The following is a 23368-nucleotide window of genomic DNA, read 5'->3' as shown; positions in this document are numbered from 1 at the left end:
TCGGGGAGGTCAGGCCGGGCTGAAGCGGAGGCGGAAGGTCGTCTCCCTGGCCTGGAGGTCGTACCCGGGCAGGGTGCCGGGGCCGCAGCTCGCGGTCCCGGCGCCCTGCTGGGCGAGGTCCAGGTTGACGTGTACGCGCTCACCCGGCACCAGGTCGGGACGGTGGCGGGCGCGTTCGAGGTCGGCCGTGCTCCAGCGCCGGGCGGTCAGCCCGAACACCGGGTCGCCGGTGACCCGAAGCCCCTGGCCAGGGCCGGTCAGCTCGGCCCAGCGGACGTCGGCCCGGTGCCCGTTCTCCTGGGGGTAGACGTACGGCGTCTGCAGTTCCTCGACGGTGGAGGACCACCTGCCGACCCTGGCGGCCAGGCCGGTGTCGGGGTACGCCTCGCCGGGGCCCCGTCCGAACCAGGTGACCCGGTCGAAGGAGGCGGGCAGCGCCATGACGACGCCGAGCCTTGGGACGGGCTCGGTCCACTCCCCCTCGGGCACGATGTGCACGGTCAGTCCGAGCCCGTCGTTCACCTCGGTCCACCGGTAGACGACGCGCAGGCCGAGGTCGGTGGCGGCGGGGGCGACCCTGGCGCGCACGACCAGGCCGTCACCGGTCTCGACGGCGTCCACCCGGTGGGTGAGCCGGTGCAGGCCGAGCCGTCGCCAGGTCCGTACGAGTCCGCCATAGCGGTCGTTGTCGATCGGCGCCCGCCACAGCTCCAGCCGCGGTCCCTCGGCCTCGATGCCGAACAGCCGCACCAGCCGCCCGGTGACGGGGTCGAAGTGCCCGCCACCGACGATCACCTCCCCCGCGACGACACCCGGCCCTCCGGCCCCCACGACCGGGGGCGGGGCCGGGGTTCCCGGCGCGGTGGCCGCTCCGCCCGACGTCGGCGCGGGGGCGGGAGGCGACAGGCGGGACTGGGCCCAGGCCACCTCGTGGCCCGCCTCGGCCCAGGGTTCGTCGGCCGCCAGCACGGCGCGGACGGTCAGCCAGAGCTCTCCGTCGTTCCCGCCGGGCAGGGCGGGCAGTCCGGCCTCGCCTCCGGTGGCCGGCACGTCGAACGTGAACTCGCTGACCGGCACCCCGTCCACCTCGACCACGCCGAGGAAGGCCAGGGATGAAAGGTCCCGGAACCCATACCGGTTGACGATCCGCACCGCGTCGCCGGTGAACTCGAACCGGACCGGCTCGAACACCTTCTTGAGGTCGAGCAGCCCGGGCGACGGTGTCCGGTCGGGCAGGACCAGCCCGTCGACCACGAAGTTCGAGTCGTGCAGCGGCTCGCCGTAGTCGCCGCCGTAGGCGTACTCCAGGTCCGGGTGCGCCAGGCCGTGGTCGATCCACTCCCAGACGAACCCGCCGGCCAGCCTCGGATGGCGTTCGAACAGCTCCTGGTACTCGGCCAGGCCGCCGGGCCCGTTGCCCATGGCGTGGGCGTACTCGCACTGCAGGAACGGCATCGCGCGGCGCCGCGCGTCGAGGGCGGGGTCGGCGAGCGGCTCCTCGGCGCCGCGCCCGATGGCCTCGACCTCGGCGTGGGTGGCGTACATCCGCGAATAGACGTCGGTGTCGGCGCAGGACCGGTCGCCCTCGTAGTGGATCGGCCGCGACGGGTCGCGCTCGCGGGTCCAGGCGGCCATGGCGGCGAGGTTGCGGCCCACGCCGGCCTCGTTGCCGAGCGACCACATGATCACGCTGGGATGGTTCTTGTCCCGTTCGACCATCCGGCGCATCCGGTCGAGGCACGCCTCGGCCCAGCGCGGGTCGTCGGCGGGGTTGCCGCGCCAGCCGACCTGGCCGAAGCCGTGCGTCTCCAGGTCGCACTCGTCGATCACCCACAGGCCGAGTTCGTCGCAGAGGTCGAGGAAGGCGGGGTGCGGCGGGTAGTGGCTGGTCCTGACCGCGTTGACGTTGTGCCGCTTCATCAGCAGCACGTCCTCGCGCATGGTCTCGTACGGCACCGCGCGGCCGTGCTCGGGGTGGAACTCGTGCCGGTTGACGCCCTTGAGCAGCAGAGGACGCCCATTGGCCAGCAGGACGCCGTCCTCGATGGAGACGGTGCGGAAGCCGACGCGCAGCCGTACGGACTCGTCGGGGAGGGTCACCACCGCGTCGTAGAGGCGGGGCGTCTCGGCCGTCCACGGCTCGACGTCGAGTGTGATCTCGGCGCCGGCCGGGAGGTCTGTGACGCCGAGCTCGGGGACGCTCAGCCGGCCGGAGCCGTCGAAGGAGAGCGTGCCGCGGCCGCCGGTGCAGGAGGCGCGGACGAAGACGTCGGCGGCCGAGCGGGTCAGCGTCACGTCGCGGAAGATGCCCGGTAACCACCACATGTCCTGGTCTTCCAGGTAGCTCGCGGCCGACCACTGGTGGACGCGCACGGCCAGCACGTTGCGTCCCGGCACCAGGAAGGGGCCCGCGTCGAACTCGACGGGCAGCCGGCTGCCGGTGGAGAAGCCCAGCTCGTGGCCGTTGAGCCAGACCCGGGCGCAGGAGTCGACGCCCTCGAAGCGCAGCCGGCCGCCGCTCCAGCCGTGGGGCAGGTCGAAGGCGCGCCGGTAGTCGCCGGTCGGGTTGTCGTCCGGCACGTGCGGCGGGTCGAGCGGGAAGGGATAGGAGACGTTCGTGTAGGCGGGGGCGCCGTGCCCGTGCAGCGGCCAGTGCGACGGCACCGGCAGATCGTGCCAGGCCGAGTCGTCGTAGCCGGGTTCGGCGAAGTCCTCGGGGACGTGCGCGGCCGGCGAGAGGCGAAACCGCCAGACGCCGTTGAGGCCGAGAGATGGAGCGTCGCTGCGCAGGGCCGCCCGGGGGGCGAGACGACCCGCGCCGGGGGTGAAATGTGCGAGGTTCATCCCGGCCGAGCCTAACCTTGCGATTTAAGCAGGTCTACCGCCGGCCCGCTCCGCTCACACCGTCCGCGCATCGGCGGGACGGCGCGGCGGCCTCACATCCGGCGAGCCGGCATCCTTTCCCGGCGGGAGGGCGTCCTCGGGAAGCCCGAGCCTTCTCGCGAGTTCCGCTGCGGCCGGGGAGCCCACCTCACGGTAGAGCCCGAACACCTCGACGAGGAGATCCCGCGCCGCCGGATCGCCCGCCCGCTCTGCGGCGGAGGCGAGAGCGAGCAGCGTACGCACCCGCAGCGCCGGAACGCGCTTATCCGTCCAGAACTGCAGGCATTGGCGGAGACGCCCGACGGCCTCGGGGACGCCCTGTCTGGCCTGCATCTCACCGAGACTCAGCTCGGTGAGGACGAGACCCCAGCTGTGCCCGCTTTCCTGGAACACAGCCGCCGCGGCGGTGAGCGCCTCCTCGGCCTCACCCGACCGATGATCCTCATGCGCGAGCGCCTCGCCGAGGGCCCGCAGGCTCTGGGCCACGCCGATGGGATCGCCGACCCGCGTGAACAACGCGGCAGCCCGCCGTGCGGCCTCCGCGGCCTGCGCGGTCCGGCCGTCGGCGCTGAGCGCACCTGACAGTCCTCGCAGGGCGTAGGCCTGGGCGAACCGATCGCCGCAGGCGCGGGCCCCGGCCAGAGCGGTCTGTATCACTTCGACGGCTTGGGCGGTGTCGCCGCGCTGCCGCAACACGAACCCGAGGCTGGTGAGCGCGATCGCCCTCGTCGCGTGCCTTCCGACGTCACCGAGCTCCTCGGCCGCGCCGCGCAGTGCGGCCTGCGCCTCGTCGAGGCGGCCGCTCAGGCTGAGGACGAAACCGAGGTCCTTGCGCGCCATGGCGGCACCGGCCGGATCCGCGAGCTCTTCGGCCAGTTCCCGGGCCGCCCGCAGTGTCGACACCGCCGCCTCCTGCTCGTCGAGTTCCACGAGACAGCTACCGAGGCTCCGCAGCATCGCCGCCTCGCCCGCCCGGTCTCCGCCGCGGCGGCACGCCTCCAGCGCGATCTCCGTGGCCCTGTGCCAGTCGTCGTAGTAGGCCCTCAGCTCGTAGAAGTCGGCGGCGCACGCGGCGAGGCTCCATGCCGTCCCGGTCAGCCCCGCCTCGGCGCATGCCCGTACCAGCGCACCCAGCGTCTCCCGCTCGGCCTCGAACCACTCGATCGGATGCCCGGCCGCGACGGCGAACGCGTTCGCGTCGTCCAAGAAGGCGGGATGGCTCCGGTCGTCGAGATGGAACCGTTCGCAGCGCAGTCGGTCTTGAGCGTGCCGGGCGAGGGCCAGCCACCCGCCGGCGGCCCGGGCGAGCGCGGCCCGCCAGTCCGATTCCCCGATCCGGGCCCGCCTGCACTCGCGCGCGTACAGCTTGGTCAGGTCGTGAAACCGATAACGTGGCTGGCCGGCCGGGTCGGGGCCGACGGCGTCCGCCAGCCGCGCGTCGAGCAGTTCCTCAAGCGCACCGCCTCCCGCTACGGAAGGGGTATCGAGCAGCATGGCCACCGCCCATTCAGGGAATGAGTGGACGTTCAGCTCACCGAGCAGCGCGAACGCCCGCGCGGCGTTGGGCGAGAGTTCTTGGAAGGCGAGGTGGAGTCCTGGGCGCACCGCGAGGTCGCCGTGGCGCAGCTCATCGAGCCGGACTCGCTCGTCGGCCAGCTTCGCGGTCAGCGTCGCCACCATCCAGGTCGGCCGCGCGGCCAGCCGTGCCGCGGCGATCCTGACGGCGAGGGGCAGCCCCCCGCACATGGAGACGAGCTCTTCGGCGGCGTCGGGCTCGGCCTGCACCCGCCGGTCGCCGGCCACACGACCGAGGAGGTCCACCGCCGCCTCCGTCGGCAAGGGGGACAGGTCGACGGCGGTCACACCGGGAAGCCCCGTCAGCGGGACACGGCTCGTGACCACCATCGCGCAACCTGCCGCAGGCAGGAGCGGCTCGACGTCGCCGTGACCGGTGGCATCGTCGATCACGAGTAAGATCCGCCGTTCGGCGAGTCGTGCCCGCAGCAGACCCGCTCGCTCGTCGACCGCGGCCGGCAGCGCCGCCCCGTCCAAACCGAGGGCGCGCAGCAGCTTGTCCAGCACCTCCCCCGCACCCGCCGGCTCACGTGACCCATCACCGAGCCGCGCGAACAGCTGGCCGTCCGGGAACAGCGGAGCGAGCCGGTGGGCGGCGTGCACCGCCAGCGCCGTCTTCCCGGCCCCCGGAGGGCCGGACACTGCCACCAGCCTGCCGCCTTGGGACTCTGTACCGAGCACCGCGCACATCTTCGCGATCTCGCAGTCGCGCCCCACGAAGTCAGGAAGGTCCGCAGGCAGGTTGCGCAACGGCTGCCGCCCCACGTCGTGACGACCGGCCGGCCGGTCGTCACCGGAATGCTCGTCCCGGCCCGGCTGGGTCATCCGGGTGGAAGGGCTGATCCGGTCTGACGCGCCCGCGCGGCCGGCCCAGGAAAGCGCGCGTGCGACCTGGACGAACTCCTCGCGTTCGCTGTTCGTGAGATTCAGGGCGAGTGCGAGCCGATCGACGGTGTGCGACCGCGGAGTGCGACCCCGGCCGCGCTCTATATCGCCGATGGAGCGCGCGCTGATCTCCGCCAGTTCGGCCAGCGCCTCTTGAGTGAGCCGACGCCGAAGCCGGTGGTGTTTCAGCAGAGCCGCGAATGTCTCGTTATCGTTAAGCTCTCTCATGATCGTATAAATCATCCGTCCTGTCGAACGTCGGGTCCAATGTCCTGGCATAACGACGCCGATCCGATATATCCGTTTAGGCCAGCTCTATATTGACTTCGGCTGGACAGGAGAACCATGACCCACGTGTTCAACCGAGCGTCAGGCCATCGTCACCGGACGCGGAGCCGGCGCGGGACGGCCCCGCTTCCGACGGGGGCCCGCCGCCACCGTACGTACCCAGGCCCATTCGCCCCGCCCCGCGGCGCGAGTGGCGCCCGCTCCCAGACGCGCATCCTCCACGCGACCGTGGGCCTGTGATGACCTACATCGCTCTGCTGTGCCAGGGGATGCTCACGGTCGTCTTCCTCGTATCAGCGGGGAGCAAACTACGGAGCCGGGCAAGGCTGCGCGCCTTCGCGATCTCGCTGAGCACGATGCGGCTGGTCCGGGATCGCCACGTACGACCGGTGGCGCTCGCCATCGCCGTCGGCGAAGCGGTCACCGGAGCGCTTCTCGCCGTCCCGGTCACCAGAGACGCCGGATTCGCCGCCGCCGCGGCGTTGCTCATGGTGCTGACCGCCGGTGTGGTGGTGGTCCTGCTGCGCGGGGACGCCCAGCCGTGCCGCTGCTTCGGCGAGTCCTCCACCCCGCTCGCTCCGCGTCATGCGGTCAGAAACGTGCTGCTCGGCGTCGGCGCGCTCGCCGGATTCACGGCGCCGGACGTCCTGCCCGCCGCGGCGTGGACGATCATCTGCCTGATCGCCGGTGCGGTGGCGGGACTCTTCATCACGATGCTGGACGATCTCGTCGACCTGTTCGCTGGGACGCCCGCCGCCGCTGAGGCGACGGGATCGCGGTCCCCCGCCACGGATCCTCCGCGTTCCCAGGGCGCACCAGACGGCACGCGCCGTCGACACGACCAGCCCTGACGCGCACCTGGCGTGTGACGCGCCTCGGCATGGCCGGCCGGATACGGGCATTGGATCAGGTCACTTCGCCGCAACCGCCTTGGCCGATCAGCATGCCCCTCGTCCGGAGCAACGTCCGGTCCGTCGTCCTGTTCATCCGATCGGCGCGGTTCTTGAATGTGCGAGACGTACACGTCCTTGCGTCGCCTGTAGGAGGATTCCATGACACGTACGATCACCGCCCTCGCCGACCGGCTCGCCGCGCTGGTGGCCCCCAAGGCGGAGGCCAGCGCGGCCTGTACCCCCAGGTGCGACCCCTACGACATCTTCTGTTACTGCTCGGGCGCCCACATGTATGCCAAGGCGGGCTGCATCACCGCCGATTGCAAGTACTACGTCACGAAGTGCAAGTACGTCGGCCTGGGCTGCTGACCACCGTCTGAGATCCGCCGCTGTCACGGGTTCACCCTGACAGCGGCACCTCTACGACCCGCTGTACCGCTCACATCGTTTGGAGACTCGATGACGTACACGGCCGTCGCCACAGCCCTGGTCGGGTTGCTGGCCGCCGCCAACCTCCTGCTCACCTTCGGCCTCGTCCGCCGGCTGCGTGAGCACACCACCGAACTCGCGAACCTGCGCGACGCCTCACGCGACGGATCCGACTCCGTCACGCTGCCCGCCGGCTCCCGGGTCCGTGACTTCCTCGCGGAGAGTGTCGACGGCCGGCCCGTCTCCCTCGACACGCTAGGCCCCCGGCCGCTCGTCGGGTTCTTCTCGATCACCTGTGCTCCGTGCAAGGAGCGGCTGCCGGGCTTCGTCGAGTACGCCGCCGCGAGGACCGCCGGCCCCGACGCCGTCCTCGCGGTGGTCGTCGGCGCGCCGGAGGACGCGGCGGACACCGTGGAGCTGCTGCGCCCGGTCGCGACGGTCGTCGTCGAGACCGACCGCGGTCCGATCCAGGAGTCCTTCGGCGTCGGCGGCTTCCCCGCCTTCCTACTGCTCCAGGACGGCGCCATCACCGCCACGAGCTTCGAACTGCCATCGATCACGCACCACGACGCGCCCATCCTCCCGTCCGTCGGGTGACCCGTTTCCATGATGCTCCGCACCGCGGGCCGTGCCCTGGCGACAGCCCGACGTGCCGCTCCTCTCCAGTTCGGCGGATACCTGGTCCTGGCAGTCGTCGCCGGCCTCGCTCCCCTGGCCCTCGCGTGGCTGACCAAGTCCATCCTCGACCGTCTGGCGGCCGGCTCGGCGCTGTGGACGGACATCACGGTGTCCGCCGCGAGCCTGGCCGCCGTCGGAATCCTCATCGCGATCCTTCCCCACGGGACCCGGTACCTCGAGAACGAGGCCGAGCGCCGGGTCTCCCTCGCGACCACGGAAGAGCTGTACGCGGCCGTGAACCGGTTCGTCGGACTGAGCCGACTCGAGGATCCGGCCTTCCAGAACCACGTCCAGATCGCGCAGTCCTCCGGGGCGGCGAGTTCCGGGATCGTGGTGCGATCGACGGTGGGCGCCGTCCAGGGGATACTCACCATCGGGGGCTTCTCCGGCGCGCTCCTCCTGCTCGGCCCCTGGGTGACAGCGGTGGTGCTGATCGGTGCCGTACCCACGATCATGGCCGAGATCGCGCTGAGCCGTCGCCGGGCGGCCATGGTCGCGCGCGTGAGCCAGGCGCAGCGTCGGGAGATCTTCTACGCCAGCCTCCTTCTCGACCCCGACGCGGCCAAGGAGATCCGGCTGTTCGGTGCGGGCGCGTTTCTCTGGGGCCGGATGGCCGCGGAAATCCGCAACGTCAACGCCGCCGGCCGCCAGATGGACCGCCGGGAGCTGGCCGTCCAAGCCGGGCTTGCCTTCCTCTCCGCGGGCATCGCCGGCGGGCTCCTGCTGTGGGCGGTGCGGTTGGCGGTCACAGGAACGTTGACGGTAGGAGACATCGCGCTGCTGGTGACCGCGATCGGCAGCGTGCAGAGCGCCCTCGGCGGACTGGTCACCGACATCGTGTCGGCGCATCAGGCGCTTCTGCTCTTCCAGCACTACACGACGGTGATCGACGCTACGCCCGACCTTCCCGTTCGGGAGGATCCCAGGAGCACCCCGCCGCTACGCCGAGGGATCGAACTGCGTGACGTCTGGTTCCGCTACGCGGACGATCAGCCGTGGGTGCTCCGCGGCGTGAACCTCTTCCTCCCCGCCGGCCGTACGACCGCCGTCGTCGGACTCAACGGCGCCGGCAAGTCCACGCTGGTGAAACTGCTCTGCCGGCTCTACGAGCCGGTCAAGGGCACCGTCCTCTGGGACGGGGTCGACATACGCGATCTCGACCCCACCGAGCTGCGCCGCCGGATCCGCGCCGTCTTCCAGGACGCGACCGCCTACGACCTGACCGCTTTTGAGAACATAGCCATCGGTGACCTCTCCTCGATGGACGACCGGGGGCGCGTCGAGGCCGCCGCACACACCGCCGACGTGCACAACGTCATCACCGCGCTGCCGCACGGATACGACACGTTGCTGACCCGGATCTTCTTCGCGGAGGATTCGCAGGACGACCCGCGGTCGGGCGTCGCCCTGTCCGGAGGCCAGTGGCAACGGCTCGGAATCGCGAGGGGCCTGCTTCTCGCGCGGCCCGATCTGCTGATCCTCGACGAACCGAGTGCCGCGTTGGACGCGGAGGCCGAGCATGAGATCCACTCGCGGTTCCGCGCGCACCGGCGGAGGCTGACCACTCTGCTGATCTCCCATCGGCTGGGAACGGTCCGTGAGGCGGACCTCATCGTGGTGCTGGCCGACGGAGTGATCATCGAACAGGGGACCCACGACGACCTCATGGCGATCGAGGGCGCCTACGCGCGGCTCTTCACCATCCAGGCCGCGGGGTACCGTTCAGCCGCCCCGGAGGCCCGGGCATGATCGGAGTCATCACCGCCACGGTCGCGCTTCTGGTCCTCGCCGTGCTCGCGATCAGACATCGCGTCCTCGTCGTATCCGTCGTCGGGCGCAGCATGTCCCCGACGCTGAGCGCTGGTGATCGCGTTCTGGTGCGCCGGACCCCGGTCGGCCGGGTACGCCGCGACGATGTCGTGCTGATCCGCCGGACCGGGCCCTGCCGGCCCGGGGACCCGGCGGGCACCCTGGAGGGAGCCCTGCTCGTCAAACGGGTCGCGGCCGTGGCGGGAGACCTGGAACCGGCCTGGCTTCCGGCCTGGTGCCGGAGTGGCGGGGGCGTGGCGCCAGGGACGATCGTGGTCCTCGGTGACAACCTGGAGGTCAGTCAGGACTCCCGGCATTTCGGCGCCGTGCCGGGCGACCAGGTGCTCGGCGTGGTCCTGCGGCGGCTCGGCGGCGACGCGTTGCCGCCTGGCCGGGCGAGCTCATAGGCACGGGCCGCCGGGTGCCGGCCCGGCGTATCCGCCGGGTCGCCACAGTGATCGTCCGGTGTCCGGCCTGACGATGTCGCCACCGGGCCGGGCCCCTATGGAGATGCGTGGCTTCAGGGTGGTGCGTTGATCTCGGCGCGCTCCTGGCGCAGCTCGCGGGCTGTGCGGGCGACGTACCTGAGCAGGTCGGTCCGGTCGGTGCCCGGGCGCAGCAGCGCGCGCAGCGTCCAGCCGGCCAGGCGGGGCGTGGTGAGCGCCTCCCCGGGCCGGACGATGCGCGAGTAGACGTCCAGGAAGCGCCGCATGAGGGCGGGGTCGGCGCGCAGCGCGCGGTGCATCTCGACGTCGAGCGGCCCGACCGGCTCGGCCCGGCCGGTGCGCTCGGTCCAGTAGAACGTCTCCAGGCACTCGTGGTCGCGCCGCCGCTCCCAGGCCGCGACCGCCGCGTCCACGCCGGCCGGTGCGCCGAGTGCTTCCTGGAGGGCTGGGTCCGCCGTGCCGGGTGCGGGATCTCCCGCCGTCGCGGGGCCGGTCTGCGCGGCGAGGGTCTCTCCCAGCAGGCGGCCGAAGCGCAGGGCGTCGCGGATGCCCTGCGCCGTGACCGGGTCCTTGAAGTGGCCGGCGTCGCCGGCCAGCGCCCAGCCGGGCCCGTTGGAGGCCCGGAAGTACGACTCCAGCGCGTGGGCTCCGAAGACCTTGGACCGCCGTACGCAGCCGCGCAGCCGCTCGCGCAGGCCGGGCAGCAGCTCGTCGATCGTCCGGTCGTACTCCTTCTCCGGATCCTGCTGGAAGTCGGCGGACCGGGCGTCGGGCGGCATGAGCAGCACCAGGGTGAGCCCGTCGTCGCACGGGAACGCCGTACCCAGCTCGGCCCCCTGCCGCCACTGCGCCGCCACCGGCCGCAGCTCCTCGCGCGGGTCGTCGAAGTAGGCGTAGTAGCAGGCCCGGCCGTCCCGCCTGCTCAGGTACGGCTGGGCGGCGCCGACCAGCCGGGCGACCGTGGAGCGACGGCCGTCGGCGCCGATGACGAACGGCGCGCGCAACGCGTAGGCGCGCCCGCCGCGCTCGCTCACCTCCACCCCGGCGACCCTGCCGTCCGACCAGATCAGGCCGGTCACCCGGGCGCCCTCGCGCACCTCGGCGCCCGCCGCCCGTGCCGTCTCGACGAGGGCCAGGTCCAGCCCGGTACGGCGCACGCACATGGCGTAGTCGATGCCGTCGACCGGGCTGTACCCGCCGGCGGCCCGGACACCGGGGATCTCGACGGACGCGGTCGGCAGCCGGGGCGCGCCCAGCGACTCGACCCGGTCCAGGGCGCCGAGCCGGGCGAGCTCGGCCAGCCCGCCCGGCCACATGAGGTGGGTGGAGATCGTCGGTGAGGGGAAGCGCGCGGAGTCGACCGCGATGACCCGGCGTCCCGCCCTGGCCAGGGCGGTGGCGGCGGCCGACCCCGCGCATCGAGCCCCGACGATCACGACGTCCGCGTCGGTCATGGCCATCGGGTGTCTTGGATGTCCCACTTGTTGGGCAGGCCGAGCCGGTAGCGCGCCTTGTCCTCTGCCTTTTCCAGCTCGAACAGCGGCGAGCGGTAGAGCTGGTGCACCGAGCACCGCGAGGCGTTGGAGCCGTACGCGTCGAGCAGGGCGTTGACGGCCTGGCGGGCGCCCTGGCAGGCGCCTTCCATGGTGGTGACGTTGATGGGAGTGCGCACCCAGTCGCCGGCCAGGAACAGGTTGGGGATGGCGGTCTTGGAGTCGGGCCGTTCCTTCCACGACCCGGGGTGCTGGATGAACAGCGGCTCGTCGTTGGTGCCGTTCTGGATGGCCGGGTCGAGGAACCAGGAGTGCAGCGCGCTGTCGGTGATCTCCGGCGTGTGGGCCTTGATCTCGGCCCAGGCCTCGGTGGCGATCTCCTGCGGGGTGCAGTCCTTGGCCTTCTTGCCGTTGAACGTGCCGGCGGTGAACCAGTCGGAGATGATCGCGGACAGGCAGTCCTTGACGGTGCCGTCGCCGTACGTGGTGAAGTCCCTCTTCCAGAACTGCGCCTGGCTGATCGAGGTCACGGCCCAGGCCGAGTCGACGTAGTTCACGTGGCCCGGCGTGAGCGGCACCTCCTTCTTGAGGAAGAACATCAGGCCGTTCATCCAGTCCTGCCGCAACCGGGGGATGCCGGCCAGCCTGGGGTCGGCGGCGACGAGGGCGGGCGTGACGAGCTTGGCGGCGCGTTCGGAGGGCATGGAGACGATGAACCAGTCGGCGCTGATCGTCCGGCCGGGCCCGGCCGTCGCGCCGGTGATCTTGCCGCTGGACAGCGTGAGCCCGTCGACGTTCCAGCCGACGTTGAAGACCACTCCCCGGGAGCGGAGGTAGGCGACCCACGGGTCGAGCCACATCTCGCTGGTGGAGCCGTTGAGCACCCGGTCGATGGAGGCGCCCGGCTCGTTGCCGAGCCCGAGGATGCTCCACAGCGTCGCCTCGCCGACCAGGCCGATCGAGTGGGTGCTGGCGTCCTTGGACTTGGTGGCCGCGAGGTTGCGGATGGTGCCGTCGGCGAAGAACTTGTTGTACTCGTCGGAGAACCAGCCGGACCTGATGTAGTCGGCCCAGGTGATGTTGTCCCACTGGCCGAGGCGGCGCTCGTCGGAGCTGGTGGCGTAGACGCCGATCTTCTGCGCGAAGAACGTCGCCTCGGTGAGCGAGAGCTTCAAGACCGTCTGCAGGCCGGAGATGATCGTGGAGATGAGGCTGCTGAGGGAGTAGATCTGGGGGTTCGGCGGCAGCGGGAACGGGAAGGGCGCGGTCAGGTCGGGGCGTCCCTGGCGTGACAGCAGGTAGGACGTGGCGCGGGTCAGGTTGCCCCAGCAGCCGTTGCTGTTGCCGGGGAACGGCGTGCGCCGCATCGTGTCGGTGAGGTCGAAGTAGAACCCGGGGAAGAAGCGGAAGCCGTGCTCACCGGGTAATCCGGTGGGCGTCATGATGCTGCGGGCCTTGCCGCCCAGGGCCTTGCGCTCGTAGACGGTGACCTCGAAACCCCGCTCGATGAGTTCGTGGGCCGCCGACAGGCCCGCCACCCCTCCCCCCAGGATGGCCACCCGCTTTCCGGGGGCCTGCGCGGCTCCGATGACGCTCACGGTGGCCGCCGCTCCCGTGATCTTGAGGAAGTCTCTGCGCGTCGCCTCACTCATGTCGCCTCCAAGGCGTGAGGTGCTTTGCACAGATTCGTAACACGTTGTTGGCGCTTCGCCAATAGAGATTGGCGTATCGATAGTTGGGGAGACAGCAGGTGTGGCACGCATGGATCCCGACGACCGCCGCCAGCAGATCCTCGCCCGCGCGCAGACGCTGTTCCGCGACCGGCCCTACGGCGAGGTGTCCAATACCGAGATCGCCGCCGCGGCGGGCGTCAGCCGCGGCTTGCTCAACCACTACTTCGGCACCAAGCGCGAGCTCTACCTGGCCGCCGTGGCCGAGATGCTGGACGTGCCGCCGGTGCCCGTGCCCGAGTACGTGGCCGGGGCCAGCGTCCGCGACCGGGTGTGCGAGAGCGTCAACGGCTGGCTCCAGCTGCTCGAGGACAACCAGGAGACCTGGCTGGCCGCGCTCGGCACGGGCGGCGACCCCGAGCTGGAGCAGGTGGTGGACCAGGCGAGGGAGGGGATCGTCGACCACATCATCGAGGTGGTCGGGCTCGGCCCGCTCGCCCGGTCACGGCCCGAGGTGCGCGGGATGCTGCGCGGCTTCAGCGGGATGGCCGAGGCCACCTCGGCCGAGTGGCTCAAGCGCGGCCGGCTGACCCGCCCTCAGGTGCACGAGTTCCTGGAGGAGACTCTGGTCAGGCTGCTGGAGGACGTCATACCCCGGGTTCTTGACGATCCGCCGCGGTGAGATAGCCGGCCAGCAGCGCCTCGGCCACGTCCGCGACGGCCGCCGGGCCGGGCAGGAACTCCGCACTGTGCAGCCCCGACACCGTGTCCACTCCGACGAACATCATCAGCGACGGCGCGACCGACGCGTAGTAGGCGAAGTCGTCGGCGCCGCACGACCGCAGCTCCTCGGTGACGGTCCTGCCGCCGTGCCGCAGCAGCTCCCCCGCCTGCATGGCCAGGTCCTCGTCGTTGGCGAGCACCGGCTCGCCCGGCAGCACCCGCACCTCCGCGTGGCAGCCGTACGCCCTCGCCACGTCCTCGACCAGCTGGGTGAAGCGGTCGTGCAACTCGAAGCGCCACCGCTCCGACATCGCCCGCAGGGTCCCCCGTGCCGTGGCCTTGGACGGGATGACGTTCGGCGCCGTTCCCGCGTTGATCGTGCCGAACGTGACCACGGTCGGCACCATGGGGTCGGCGACGCGGCTGACGAGCTGCTGCGCGGCCGCGATGACCTGGGCCAGGCCCACGACCGGGTCGCGGGCGAGGTGCGGGTAGGCGGCGTGCCCCGCCGAGCCCCTGATCGTCAGCTCGAACTCGTCGGCCGAGGCGTTGACCGGGCCGGGCGTGCAGGACACCATGCCGGCGGGCAGCACGGGCTGCACGTGCGCGCCGATCATGGCGCGGACCTGGTGGCGGTGGAGCACTCCCGACTCGACCACGTCGTAGGCGCCCGACGGGAAGCCCTCCTCCCGGGGCTGCAGCACGACGAGCAGCGGGGCCACCGTGGCCGGTCCCGGGCCCGCCACCGGGGACCTCCGCGGCCCCCAGGCCTCGCCGTTCTCGCCCGATCCGGGCCAGGACTCCCCGGCGGCCCGGACCTTGTCCACCGCGCGGGCCAGCGCGACGACGGCGGCCAGGTGCACGTCGTGCCCGCAGGCGTGCATGGCGCCGTTCGCGGAGGCCCACGTGACGCTCGTGCGCTCGGCGATGGGCAGCGCGTCCAGCTCGCCGCGCACGGCCACCGACGGGCCCGGACCGCCGATCCTGACGACGGCGCCGGTGTCGGCCACGTACTCGACGAGCCCGCCCGTCAGCGCGTCGAGCACCAGCTTGAGGCTGGGCCCCTCGCGCCCCGACAGGCACGGCTGCGCGTGCAGCTCCCGTCTCAGCCTCTCGGCGGCGGGCAGCTCGGCCCGCAGCGCCTCCCGCAACAGCGCCCCCGTACTCACGCACGCTCTCCCTTCTCTGGCCGGATCTCGCCCGCCCCTACCCCTGTGCGCGTCTGGATCACCCGTCGCCGGTGACGGGATCGCCGTCAGGTCAGGCGGCGGCCTTGGCCGCCACCGCGATCACCGCCTCGCGCTCCACGCCGCTGACCGTCACCGTGACCGTGACCTGGCCCACGCGCAGCGCGGTGAGCGTGCCGGTGTCCGGGTCGAGGACGGCGACGTGCCGGCTCCCGGCCGACGAACGCGAGCCGACGTGCAGGCCGGCCGAACCCGACCACCGCACGGACACGGGATAGGCCGCGGGCACCGTCCGGGCGTCCTGCCGCACCGTCGCCGTGACGGAGCCGGTGCCGCCCACGGGGAGCGAGGCGGGCGCCGTCAGCGTCAGCTCGTCCACGTGCGGGCGGGTCTGGGCGCCGATCCAGGTGGGCGCGTCCACGAACCAGTTGCGCCGGACGTGCTCGGCCTCCTGGGCGCTCACCGGGTCCACGCCCCACAGCGACCAGCCGGTGAACCCGCCGTCGTCCGCGGGCGTGGCCGGGTTCTTGCCCGAGTTGCCGTTGATGACGTACGGCACCGCGTCGACCCGCGCCGCGTGGAAGGTGCCGACGTGCGCCCCGATGAACGCGGCGCCCTTGCCGGTCGTCCGCTGGAAGTCGGCCAGCCACCCCTCGACCAGCGCGGCCTCCTTGCGGTCGCCGAGCTGGCTGCCCTTGCCGGGCGTGGGGTCGCGCGGCGGCACGTGGAAGACCACCGCCACCGAGCCGACCGACGCGTCACGGGCCGCCGCGTCGAGCTGCGAGCGCAGCAGCGCGACCTGCTCGTAGCCGCCGCCGCGCAGGTTGAGCCGCGAGGTGTCCAGCGTGACGAACCGGGTGCCCTTGTGGTCGAAGGTCCGGTAGGTGTCACCGAACACGGCCTTGAAGTTGTCGATCCTGCCGCCCATCACCTCGTGGTTGCCGGGCACGTAGTGGTAGGGCAGAGTCCCGCCCAGCTCCTCGTCGAGGATCGTCTTGGCCAGCGCGAAGTCCTCCGGCGACGCCTCGTCCACCAGGTCGCCGTTGATCAGCAGGAAGTCGGGCGCGGCGGCCTTGATCTCGCGCAGCGTGCGGCGCGCGTTGCGGACGATGTCGCTGTCCGGGTCGCGCGCGACGAACTGGGCGTCCGACATGACCGCGAACCGCCACGGCATCCTGGCCACCTCGGGCTGGACCACCGGGTCGGCCACCTTCGCCGCGGCCGGCGCGTCGATCGACGGCGGCACCTTGGCCACCAGCCCGTCGATCAGGATCTCGTTCGTGTACTTCTGGTCGGCCCTCGTCTCGGCCACGTAGAAGCGGCGCAGCCTGAGCGGATGGTTGACGCCCGCCGGCACGGCGAACTCGACGAACTGCCAGCCGGTCCACGTCATGTACGGGCCGCGCAGGATCTGCGACTGGCCGAGCGCGTCGTAGAACTCCAGGCTGGGCCACTCCCCCTTGCCGGTGGAGTGGATCCACATCCCGAACGCCTGCGGCTGGCCCGGGATCTCCAGCTGCCGGGGCGGGCCGGCGTAGGCGGCCCGCGTCGCCGTGGACTGGGTGAAGTCGTAGGCCAGCTTGAGCCCGCTCCCGCTCTGTCCAGGCGCCGCCGACAGCGAGCCGGTGGCCCGGGCCGCGGCGAACGCCCAGGAGCCGGCGTCCTCGAAGTCGGCCACCGGTTTGTCCTCGAAGCCCACGGTGACGGGCACGGCCGCGCTCACCTTGCCCACCTTGGCGGTGATCAGCCCCGAACCGGTGTCCCGCTTGGCCTTCACGGTGAAGTAGCCGTGTTCCGACGGCGTGACCTCGAACAGGTCGCGGTCGTAGGACAGGGTGAGGTCGCCGGGCTCGATGGGCGCGGAGTTGCCGTTGCGGTCGTAGCCGACCACGCCGAACGTGGCGGTGCCCGAGGCTCCGGGCAGGCCGACCCGGTCGGTGGTCATGCCGAGCCGTCGCAGGGGCTGGAGCACGGTGAGCTCCAGCGTGCCCTTGGCGCCGCCTCGAGAGGCGGTGACGGTCGTCTGGCCGGGCACCAGGGCGTGGAACCGCCCGTCGCGGATCACGCCGTGCGCGATCGGCGCGGCCTTCCAGGACGGCGTTCCGGCGGCGGGGCCGTACGTCTCGTCGTATCCGGCGGCGGTCAGCCGCCTCGTGAGCCCGGGGAAGACGCGGTCGGGGCGGCCGCCCGCGACGGGCGAGGCACCGGGCGCGCGGGCCGGGTCGGCGGCGGTCTCCAGCCAGAAGCCCTTCAGCTTGCCGCTGCCCTCAGGCGCGAACAGGGCCAGGCCGTTGGGGACGTGCCGCTCGCCGCCGTCGGACGGGCTGTTCTCGACCTGCACCTCGGCGGCGCCGGGCTCGCGGGCGAGCAGGGTCGAGGAGCCGCCGCCGTCGAGGTTGAGCGCGTTGGCGGCGCCCAGCTCGGCCATCAGCTCGGCCAGCTCGTTGAGCGTGACACCGCGGCTGTCGGCCTGGCGGCCGTCGACGGTCAGCAGGTGCATCGTCCGGCCGTCGGCGGAGAAGCCGACCGCGGTGCGCGGGTGCGCGGCCGGGTCGGCCGAATTCTGCACCACGCCGTCCTTGACCAGCACGTAGTTGCCGCCCACCGCAGCCTTGACGGTGCCGCCGTCGGACGCCTTCGGCCGGTACGTCACGTCGACGCGGTCACCGGCCTTCAGCGCGGCCAGCGCGGCGGCCCCGGCGTCGCGGCCGAGCAGGATCGTGGTGCCCGCGGGGATGGGGCCGCTGCCGGCGGCCTGGCGTACCTCGGTGATGACCCCGTCCACCAGCTCGACCTCGGTGACGGCGGCGGCGCCCTCGACGGCGCGGGCCCGCGAGTAGGAGCCCCACAGCGGTGTGAACAGGCCGATCCCGCCCGCCTGGACGAGCTGGTTGAACTGGGTGAGTGTGATCGGGGAGCCGCCCGCGGGGGTGGCGGTGCCCTCGAAGTACATCTTCAGCACCCGGCCCACGCCGTCGCCGGTGATCGCGACGGCGTTGTCGTGGCCGGCGACGGGCGACTGGACGAGGGAGCCGTTCTGGACGCCGATGCCCTGGGCGGCGCCGGAGTTGTTGATGTCGAAGAAGTCGCCGTTGACGGCGGCGACGGCGCGGGCGCGGTTGGCCGGGCCGGACAGCGGCTCGGTCTTCGACACCTCCCCCGAGTAGACGTAGTCGGCCTTGGCACTGCCAAGGTCGGCGGTGAGCGCGTCGGCGCGGAGCCAGCCGAGCGTGTCGTAGCGGTCGAACGAGGTGAGGGAGATGCCGGGGGCGACGGGCCTGGTCTTTCTGTCCGTCTCCAGCCGCTCCCCGGAGGCGGCGGCGAGCAGGGTCGAGGGGGGCGGGTAGGACGACGCGGTGAGGGCGTCCTCTGCGGGGGGCTGCGGATCGGCCAGCGCGGGCGCCGCGATGCCTAAGACGAGCGCGGCGGCCGCGGCCGCGTAACGGAGGGTCTGCACGACCGAACTCAATCGCCCATGGCTATTACTTTCAAGACTTGGCGATGAACTAAAGGAAAATTTCAGGCCTTGATCAGATTTGACCCGGCACGGGATCGGCCCGCGGCACGCGCCCACCGCGCCGGTCGGACTCACCGGCCCTGCCAGGCTCACCCAGCTCACCGGCGCTGCCAGGCTCCCCCGGCTCACCGGCCCTGTCAGGCTCCGCCGACTCGCCGGGCCCGGCCGCCTCACCGCCGAGCGGCTCCACCTGCTCCGGCAGGCGGAGCCCGGCGTAGAGGACCAGGGGCACGGACAGCGACACGGCCATCGACAGGACGGCCGTGCCCGAGTCGTTGACCAGCATCCCGATCACGCCGCTGACCAGAGCCCCGGTGAGACCGGCGCGCAGCATCGGGGCCCGCGTGAACGCCTGGGGCAGCAGGCCCGCGCTGGCCTGCCCGGGCCGCAGCAGCGCGAAGACCAGGAACGCCAGGCCGACGATCACGATCGGCATCAGGTTGGGCGAGAGCATGGTGTTGAGCATGGCGCCGAGCTTGCGGCCGATCATGGGCAGGAAGGTCCCTTCGATCACCTGCCCGACGAACCGGCCCAGGTGCGTCTGGGAGCCGGGCGGGCGCAGGTGGTCGAGCACCGCGATGACCGACACGGCCAGGCCGCCCAGCACGCAGAACCCGGCGAGTTTCACCAGCGAGACCCGCTTGCCCGCCACGAGCAGCGCGGTCACGGCGATGCCCGGGACGAACGCGATCACGCCGCCGAAGTCGCTGCCGATGCCCGGCCAGCCGGCCAGCAGCATGGCCACCACGCCCAGCGTCGCGACGATCGTCACCGCGAGCCGCCGCCGCCCGGCGCGCACCAGGTGGTCGGCGGCGAGCGCGGTCACCATGAGCACGGCCGTGGCCAGCAGCGCGAACGGGATGTTGGCCAGCCCGTGGTAGCGCCCGCCGACCACGGCGGTGTAGCCCATCAGGCTGTTGAACTGCAGGGTCGTGCCGGTGAGCAGGTCGCCGACCAGGACGGCGGCGGTGACTCCGGCTACCACGGCGGGCGGCCCCAGCGGGTGGCGCCGCCACGGCCCGGCCATGGCCACCAGCAGGATGAGCCCGGCCAGGCCGGCCACCCCGCCGACCAGCGCCACCGCGGGGTGGTCGCCCCGCGCCCAGGGCAGCAGGTTGACCAGGTACGTCGAGACGGGGATGGAGGCGAGCCCGAGCGCGACCACGCCCACGGCCACCGGCCGCCTGCGCCGCGCCAGCAAAAGGTAGGCGATCACGTAGAACGCGACCTGGCTGATGGCGAACGCGGTGAAGAACACGCCGGTGGTCAGTCGCACGGTCGTGCCGGCCAGGTCGGCCCTGCGCAGGTCGGCGGCGGCCTCGTCGAGACCGGTGGCGCGGCCGAGCGCCCACGGCGAGCCGACGACGGTCGGCGGGATGGCGATGCCGGCCGCGGTCAGCACGGTGGGCGTGATGTCGGGCAGGATCACGATGTCCTCGCGCCGCGTGGACGTGGTGCCGACGAACGCTCCGGCCGCTCCGGGCCGCTTCCACATGACGACCCGCAGGTGCGGCACCGAGCCGTGGTCGCCGATCCCGGCGAGCACCACCTCGGAGTCGGCGGGGATCCTGGCGAGCGCCGCCCCGACCTCGGCGTCGGCGGCGCGCACCGCCTGCTCGCGGCGGGCGGGGGCGAGGGCGTCGGGTTCCTTGGGCAGCCTGCCGTCGCTCAGGTAGGGGCTGATCAGCTCGTCCACGTCGACGGCGACGACCTTGCAGCGTGACCAGTCGGCCAGGCCGGCCGGGTCGGCGGCGTAGAGGTCGACGGAGCCCTTGCGGTCGGCCAGCGCCAGGGCCGCGCCCCGGCCGACCGCGGCGGTGCACTGGCCGGCCGCGTGCACGGCCTCGCCGAGGGTTCCGGCGTAGGTGCCGTCGCGCGCGGCGAGCAGGTCGGCGAAGCCGGGAACCGTCGCGCCCGCGCCCTGCGGGGCGGGCTCGGGCGGCAGGCCGCAGCCGTGGCCGACTGCGGACCGCACCCCGGCCGAGACGGTCAGCCAGCCGTCGTGGGGGCAGGTGACGGTGCCCAGGGTCTTGACCGAGACCGAGCCGAGCCCGCTCTGCCCGGCCAGCCGCCACAGGTTCGGGGTGATCGTCGGGTCGAGGTCGTCCCAGTGCAGGCCGGGCACGCCGATGAAGGCCACCCGTCCGTCGGCCTGGCCCGTGACCTGGCTCGTGGCCTGCCCTGCCACCTGGCCCGTGGCCTGGGCGGCGGCGTGCGCGCCCGAGGCGGGCAGCGCCCAGCACAGCGTCGCCGCGACCACGAGCAGTAGCGCCTTCCTCACCGTCAGCCCCCATGAAAGTGAGAAGCCCGCGGGGCGATCTCCGATGCGCCGCGCGGTGCTCCCGTCGAAAAGTCGTCGGCAACGTAGCACGGGGCCGTCCGCGATCGCGTCACCTTTTGATCAACGTTCCGCGCGCGTTATCGCGCCCGCCCTGCCGCGGTCCAGGTCGGACGTTTCGCCCGGTGCCGGGACCCCATCACTGGCGTCCGGGCGGCCGACGGCGCAGACTGGAAAGACGGCGATCCGTGGAAGTGGAGCACCCGTGGACAACAACCTAGATCACATGCCGGTTCTGTCCCGAGGTAGGCATCGAAACCCGAAACGGGGTGCCTGCTTCATGGAGCTGGCGTCCTACCTAGCCGGAGAACGGTGGAGCGATCACCCGGCCTGCACGCACCCGCTGCTGGCCGCTCTCGCCCGCCTGGTCAACGACAACGTCGGCGACGAGAGTCGCGCCGAGCTCGTCGAGCTGGTCCCGTCGATCATCGGCCTGACCGGCGGCGACCTTCGCGTGGACGCGCAGATCGCGTTGCGCTGCGCGACGACCGCGCTGCCGGTGGCGGCGGCCGAGCGCCAGCTCGCCCTGGCGGTGTCGGTTCTGGCCGCCGAGGAGATGCTGGCCAGGCTCGACGGCGCGCCGTCGGGGCGGATGAGCGAGCGCAGCAGGGAGGCGATGGCCCAGGTGCCGCACGCCGCCGAGCAGGCCAGGCGGTTCAGCCGGGCGGCGCGCATCACCGAGAAGGGCTTCCGCCGCTACGCCGCGCCCAACGCGGTCCAGCTCGCGGTGGTCGGGATCGTGCAGGCGTGCATCCCCGATCCGGACAAACTGCTGTGTGAGCTGCTGACGGGTGCGATCGGCGACTGCTCGGCGCTGATCCGCGGCGCGGACCCGGCCGCCGGGGCCGAGACCGCCCGTGAGGGGCGAGCCGTCCCCGCCCACGTCTGACGCGCCCGGCCGAGCCGGGAGTGACTCTGATCACCTCCGGCCGGTGACTCATGCCCTCCCGTGACGGCCTCCGGAAGGTGCTGATCAGCTGATCAGAGGCGGCCGACCTCCGTCATCATTCCCTCAAATTTTCGCGACATGGTGTCACGAAACCAATGGAAGCGCAGGTCAGGCTAGCCTCCCCTTCGTTGCGACACGTACGGAAATATGTCTAAATTTTCATACGAGTTGTCATCAGAAGGGGAAAGGTGTCATGACCATCGAGCTCGCCCAGCCGCACTCCCCGGAGCGGCACCACTCCCACCGGGACGTGTCCGGAGGGTGGTTGCGGCCGGCGGTGTTCGGCGCGATGGACGGGCTCGTCTCGAACTTCGCGTTGATCGCCGGAGTGGTGGGCGCGGCGGGCCCGGGTCAGGCGGCGGTGCTGGCGGGTTTCGCGGGGCTGGCCGCCGGGGCGTTCTCGATGGCGGCGGGCGAATACACGTCGGTGAAGTCGCAGACGGAGCTGATGCGCGCGGAGATCGCCGTGGAGCGCCGCGAGCTGGCCCGTAACCCCGTCGGCGAACAGGCGGAGCTGGCCGAGCTGTACCGGTCCCGCGGCCTGGACGCCGAGCTGGCCGAGCAGGTGGCCGCCGGGCTGTCGGCCGACCCGGAGCAGGCGTTGCGCGTGCACGTGCGCGAGGAGCTGGGCGTCGACCCGGACGACCTGCCCTCGCCCTACCTGGCCGCCGCGTCGTCCTTCGGCGCGTTCTCCGCCGGGGCGCTGGTGCCGCTGGTGCCGTTCCTGTTCGGGGCGTCGGGGCTGGGGGTGGCGGTGGTGCTGAGCGTGCTGGCGTTGTTCGGGTTCGGGGCGGTGGTCGCCCGGCTTACCGCCCGGCCGTGGTGGCTGGGCGGCCTGCGGCAGCTGGGGCTGGGCGTCGGCGCGGCGGCCGTCACGTACGGACTCGGCCACCTCCTCGGCGTCACGATCGCCTGACATTCCACGGGCACGCCCTAGGGACGGCTGGAGGCCGCCAGGTTGACGCCGAGCCCGATGAGGGCGGCGCCGGTCAGACCGTCGATGCTCCGGCGTACGGCCGGCCTGGCGAACACCTTGCGCAACGCCCCCACGATGTTGGCCACCACCATGAACCACGCCACCGTCCCCGCGAGCGCGATGACCGACAGCACCAGCGCATCGCCCAGCGCGGCGTCAGAGGCGACGAACTGCGGCACCAGGGCCACGAAGAACAGCGCCGCCTTGGGGTTGAGCACGTTCGTCAGCAGCCCTTCGGCGAACGCCGCCCACGAGCTCCGGCCACCCGGATCCGGCACGTCCAGGCTCAGCTCGCCGCCCGAGCGCAGGGCCGCCCGCAGCGCCTTGACGCCGAGGAACAGCAGGTAGGCGGCGCCGATCACCTTGACCACGCCGAACGCCACCGCCGAGGCCGCCAGCAGGGCCGCGATGCCCGTCGCCGCGGCCGCCACCCAGGCGAACACCCCAAGGGAGATGCCCGCCGCGGCCGCCATGCCGTGGCCGCGACCGGAGACCGCGGAGCGGCGGACGACGACCGCGAAGTCCGGCCCGGGAGACATCGCCCCGAGCATCACCACTCCGCCGAAGGCCACGATCTGCGTCACAGAGGTCATGACGCCCCACCCTACGGCGCGCGGGCGGGCCGAAGC

At 72.3% G+C, this 23368-nt stretch carries 16 protein-coding genes; 8 read left to right on the top strand and 8 right to left on the bottom strand.

The window, feature by feature from the left end; all coding sequences use genetic code 11:
- Nucleotides 1-9: 9 nt before the first annotated feature.
- Nucleotides 10-2844, bottom strand: a complete 2835-nt coding sequence (locus AB0I38_RS25790; RefSeq protein ID WP_358472285.1) for a glycoside hydrolase family 2 TIM barrel-domain containing protein — start codon at nt 2842-2844, stop codon at nt 10-12.
- Nucleotides 2845-2898: 54 nt separating this feature from the next.
- Nucleotides 2899-5571 carry a tetratricopeptide repeat protein gene (locus tag AB0I38_RS25785; protein WP_358472283.1) on the bottom strand — a complete coding sequence of 891 codons (2673 nt, stop codon included), beginning with the start codon at nt 5569-5571 and terminating at the stop codon, nt 2899-2901.
- 299 nt (nt 5572-5870) lie between these two features.
- Here AB0I38_RS25785 and AB0I38_RS25780 point away from each other — a divergent pair, with 299 nt between their 5' ends.
- The 5 genes from AB0I38_RS25780 to AB0I38_RS25760 all read left to right on the top strand — a co-directional run bounded on the left by AB0I38_RS25780 (nt 5871) and on the right by AB0I38_RS25760 (nt 9847).
- The gene (locus tag AB0I38_RS25780; RefSeq protein WP_358474326.1) at nt 5871-6482 is read left to right on the top strand and encodes a MauE/DoxX family redox-associated membrane protein; all 612 of its coding nucleotides are present in this window, start codon (nt 5871-5873) and stop codon (nt 6480-6482) included.
- A gap of 201 nt (nt 6483-6683) precedes the next feature.
- Nucleotides 6684-6893, top strand: a complete 210-nt coding sequence (locus AB0I38_RS25775) for a hypothetical protein (RefSeq protein ID WP_358472281.1) — start codon at nt 6684-6686, stop codon at nt 6891-6893.
- A gap of 90 nt (nt 6894-6983) precedes the next feature.
- Complete coding sequence (locus tag AB0I38_RS25770) at nt 6984-7550, top strand: TlpA disulfide reductase family protein (protein WP_358472279.1); 567 nt, start codon at nt 6984-6986, stop codon at nt 7548-7550.
- Nucleotides 7551-7559: 9 nt separating this feature from the next.
- Nucleotides 7560-9380, top strand: a complete 1821-nt coding sequence (locus AB0I38_RS25765) for an ABC transporter ATP-binding protein (RefSeq protein ID WP_358472277.1) — start codon at nt 7560-7562, stop codon at nt 9378-9380.
- Nucleotides 9377-9847, top strand: coding sequence for a S26 family signal peptidase (locus AB0I38_RS25760; protein WP_358472275.1), 471 nt, complete (start codon nt 9377-9379; stop codon nt 9845-9847). Before AB0I38_RS25765 ends, AB0I38_RS25760 begins: the two co-directional genes overlap by 4 nt.
- 113 nt (nt 9848-9960) lie before the next feature.
- Here AB0I38_RS25760 and AB0I38_RS25755 read toward each other — a convergent pair whose 3' ends face one another.
- Complete coding sequence (locus tag AB0I38_RS25755) at nt 9961-11340, bottom strand: NAD(P)/FAD-dependent oxidoreductase (RefSeq protein ID WP_358472274.1); 1380 nt, start codon at nt 11338-11340, stop codon at nt 9961-9963.
- Nucleotides 11337-13031, bottom strand: coding sequence for a hydroxysqualene dehydroxylase (locus AB0I38_RS25750; RefSeq protein WP_358472272.1), 1695 nt, complete (start codon nt 13029-13031; stop codon nt 11337-11339). The genes AB0I38_RS25755 and AB0I38_RS25750 overlap by 4 nt, the downstream gene beginning before the upstream one ends.
- A 109-nt stretch (nt 13032-13140) precedes the next feature.
- On the opposite strand from AB0I38_RS25750, the gene AB0I38_RS25745 reads away from it, so the two are divergent.
- Nucleotides 13141-13731 (top strand): TetR/AcrR family transcriptional regulator, encoded by a 591-nt coding sequence (locus tag AB0I38_RS25745; protein WP_358472270.1) that lies wholly within the window; start codon nt 13141-13143, stop codon nt 13729-13731.
- Here the strand turns inward: AB0I38_RS25745 and AB0I38_RS25740 are convergent.
- The 3 genes from AB0I38_RS25740 to AB0I38_RS25730 all read right to left on the bottom strand — a co-directional run bounded on the left by AB0I38_RS25740 (nt 13697) and on the right by AB0I38_RS25730 (nt 20757).
- Nucleotides 13697-14941, bottom strand: a complete 1245-nt coding sequence (locus AB0I38_RS25740) for a M20 metallopeptidase family protein (protein ID WP_358472268.1) — start codon at nt 14939-14941, stop codon at nt 13697-13699. The two genes, AB0I38_RS25745 and AB0I38_RS25740, sit on opposite strands and share 35 nt — an antisense overlap.
- 91 nt (nt 14942-15032) lie before the next feature.
- On the bottom strand, nt 15033-18416 hold the full coding sequence (locus AB0I38_RS25735) for a phosphodiester glycosidase family protein (RefSeq protein ID WP_358472266.1): 3384 nt from the start codon (nt 18414-18416) through the stop codon (nt 15033-15035).
- 73 nt (nt 18417-18489) lie between these two features.
- A complete protein-coding gene (locus AB0I38_RS25730; RefSeq protein WP_358472264.1) occupies nt 18490-20757 on the bottom strand; it encodes a hypothetical protein in 2268 nt (755 codons plus the stop codon).
- Nucleotides 20758-21094: 337 nt separating this feature from the next.
- Here AB0I38_RS25730 and AB0I38_RS25725 point away from each other — a divergent pair, with 337 nt between their 5' ends.
- Together AB0I38_RS25725 and AB0I38_RS25720 are read left to right on the top strand one after the other, a co-directional pair.
- Nucleotides 21095-21703: a hypothetical protein gene (locus tag AB0I38_RS25725; RefSeq protein WP_358472262.1), complete on the top strand. Its 609-nt coding sequence runs from the start codon at nt 21095-21097 to the stop codon at nt 21701-21703.
- A 253-nt stretch (nt 21704-21956) separates the two neighbouring features.
- Nucleotides 21957-22679, top strand: coding sequence for a VIT1/CCC1 transporter family protein (locus AB0I38_RS25720; protein ID WP_358472260.1), 723 nt, complete (start codon nt 21957-21959; stop codon nt 22677-22679).
- A gap of 17 nt (nt 22680-22696) precedes the next feature.
- Here the strand turns inward: AB0I38_RS25720 and AB0I38_RS25715 are convergent, their stop codons facing one another.
- Nucleotides 22697-23332, bottom strand: a complete 636-nt coding sequence (locus tag AB0I38_RS25715; protein WP_358472259.1) for a LysE family translocator — start codon at nt 23330-23332, stop codon at nt 22697-22699.
- Between the last annotated feature and the right edge of the window lie 36 nt (nt 23333-23368).

Source organism: Nonomuraea cavernae (assembly GCF_040655715.1).
GTDB classification, from domain to species: Bacteria; Actinomycetota; Actinomycetes; order Streptosporangiales; family Streptosporangiaceae; genus Nonomuraea; species Nonomuraea cavernae_A.
The sequence above is the reverse complement of the archived record's forward strand: the minus strand, read 5'-3'. Positions and strand labels throughout refer to the sequence as shown.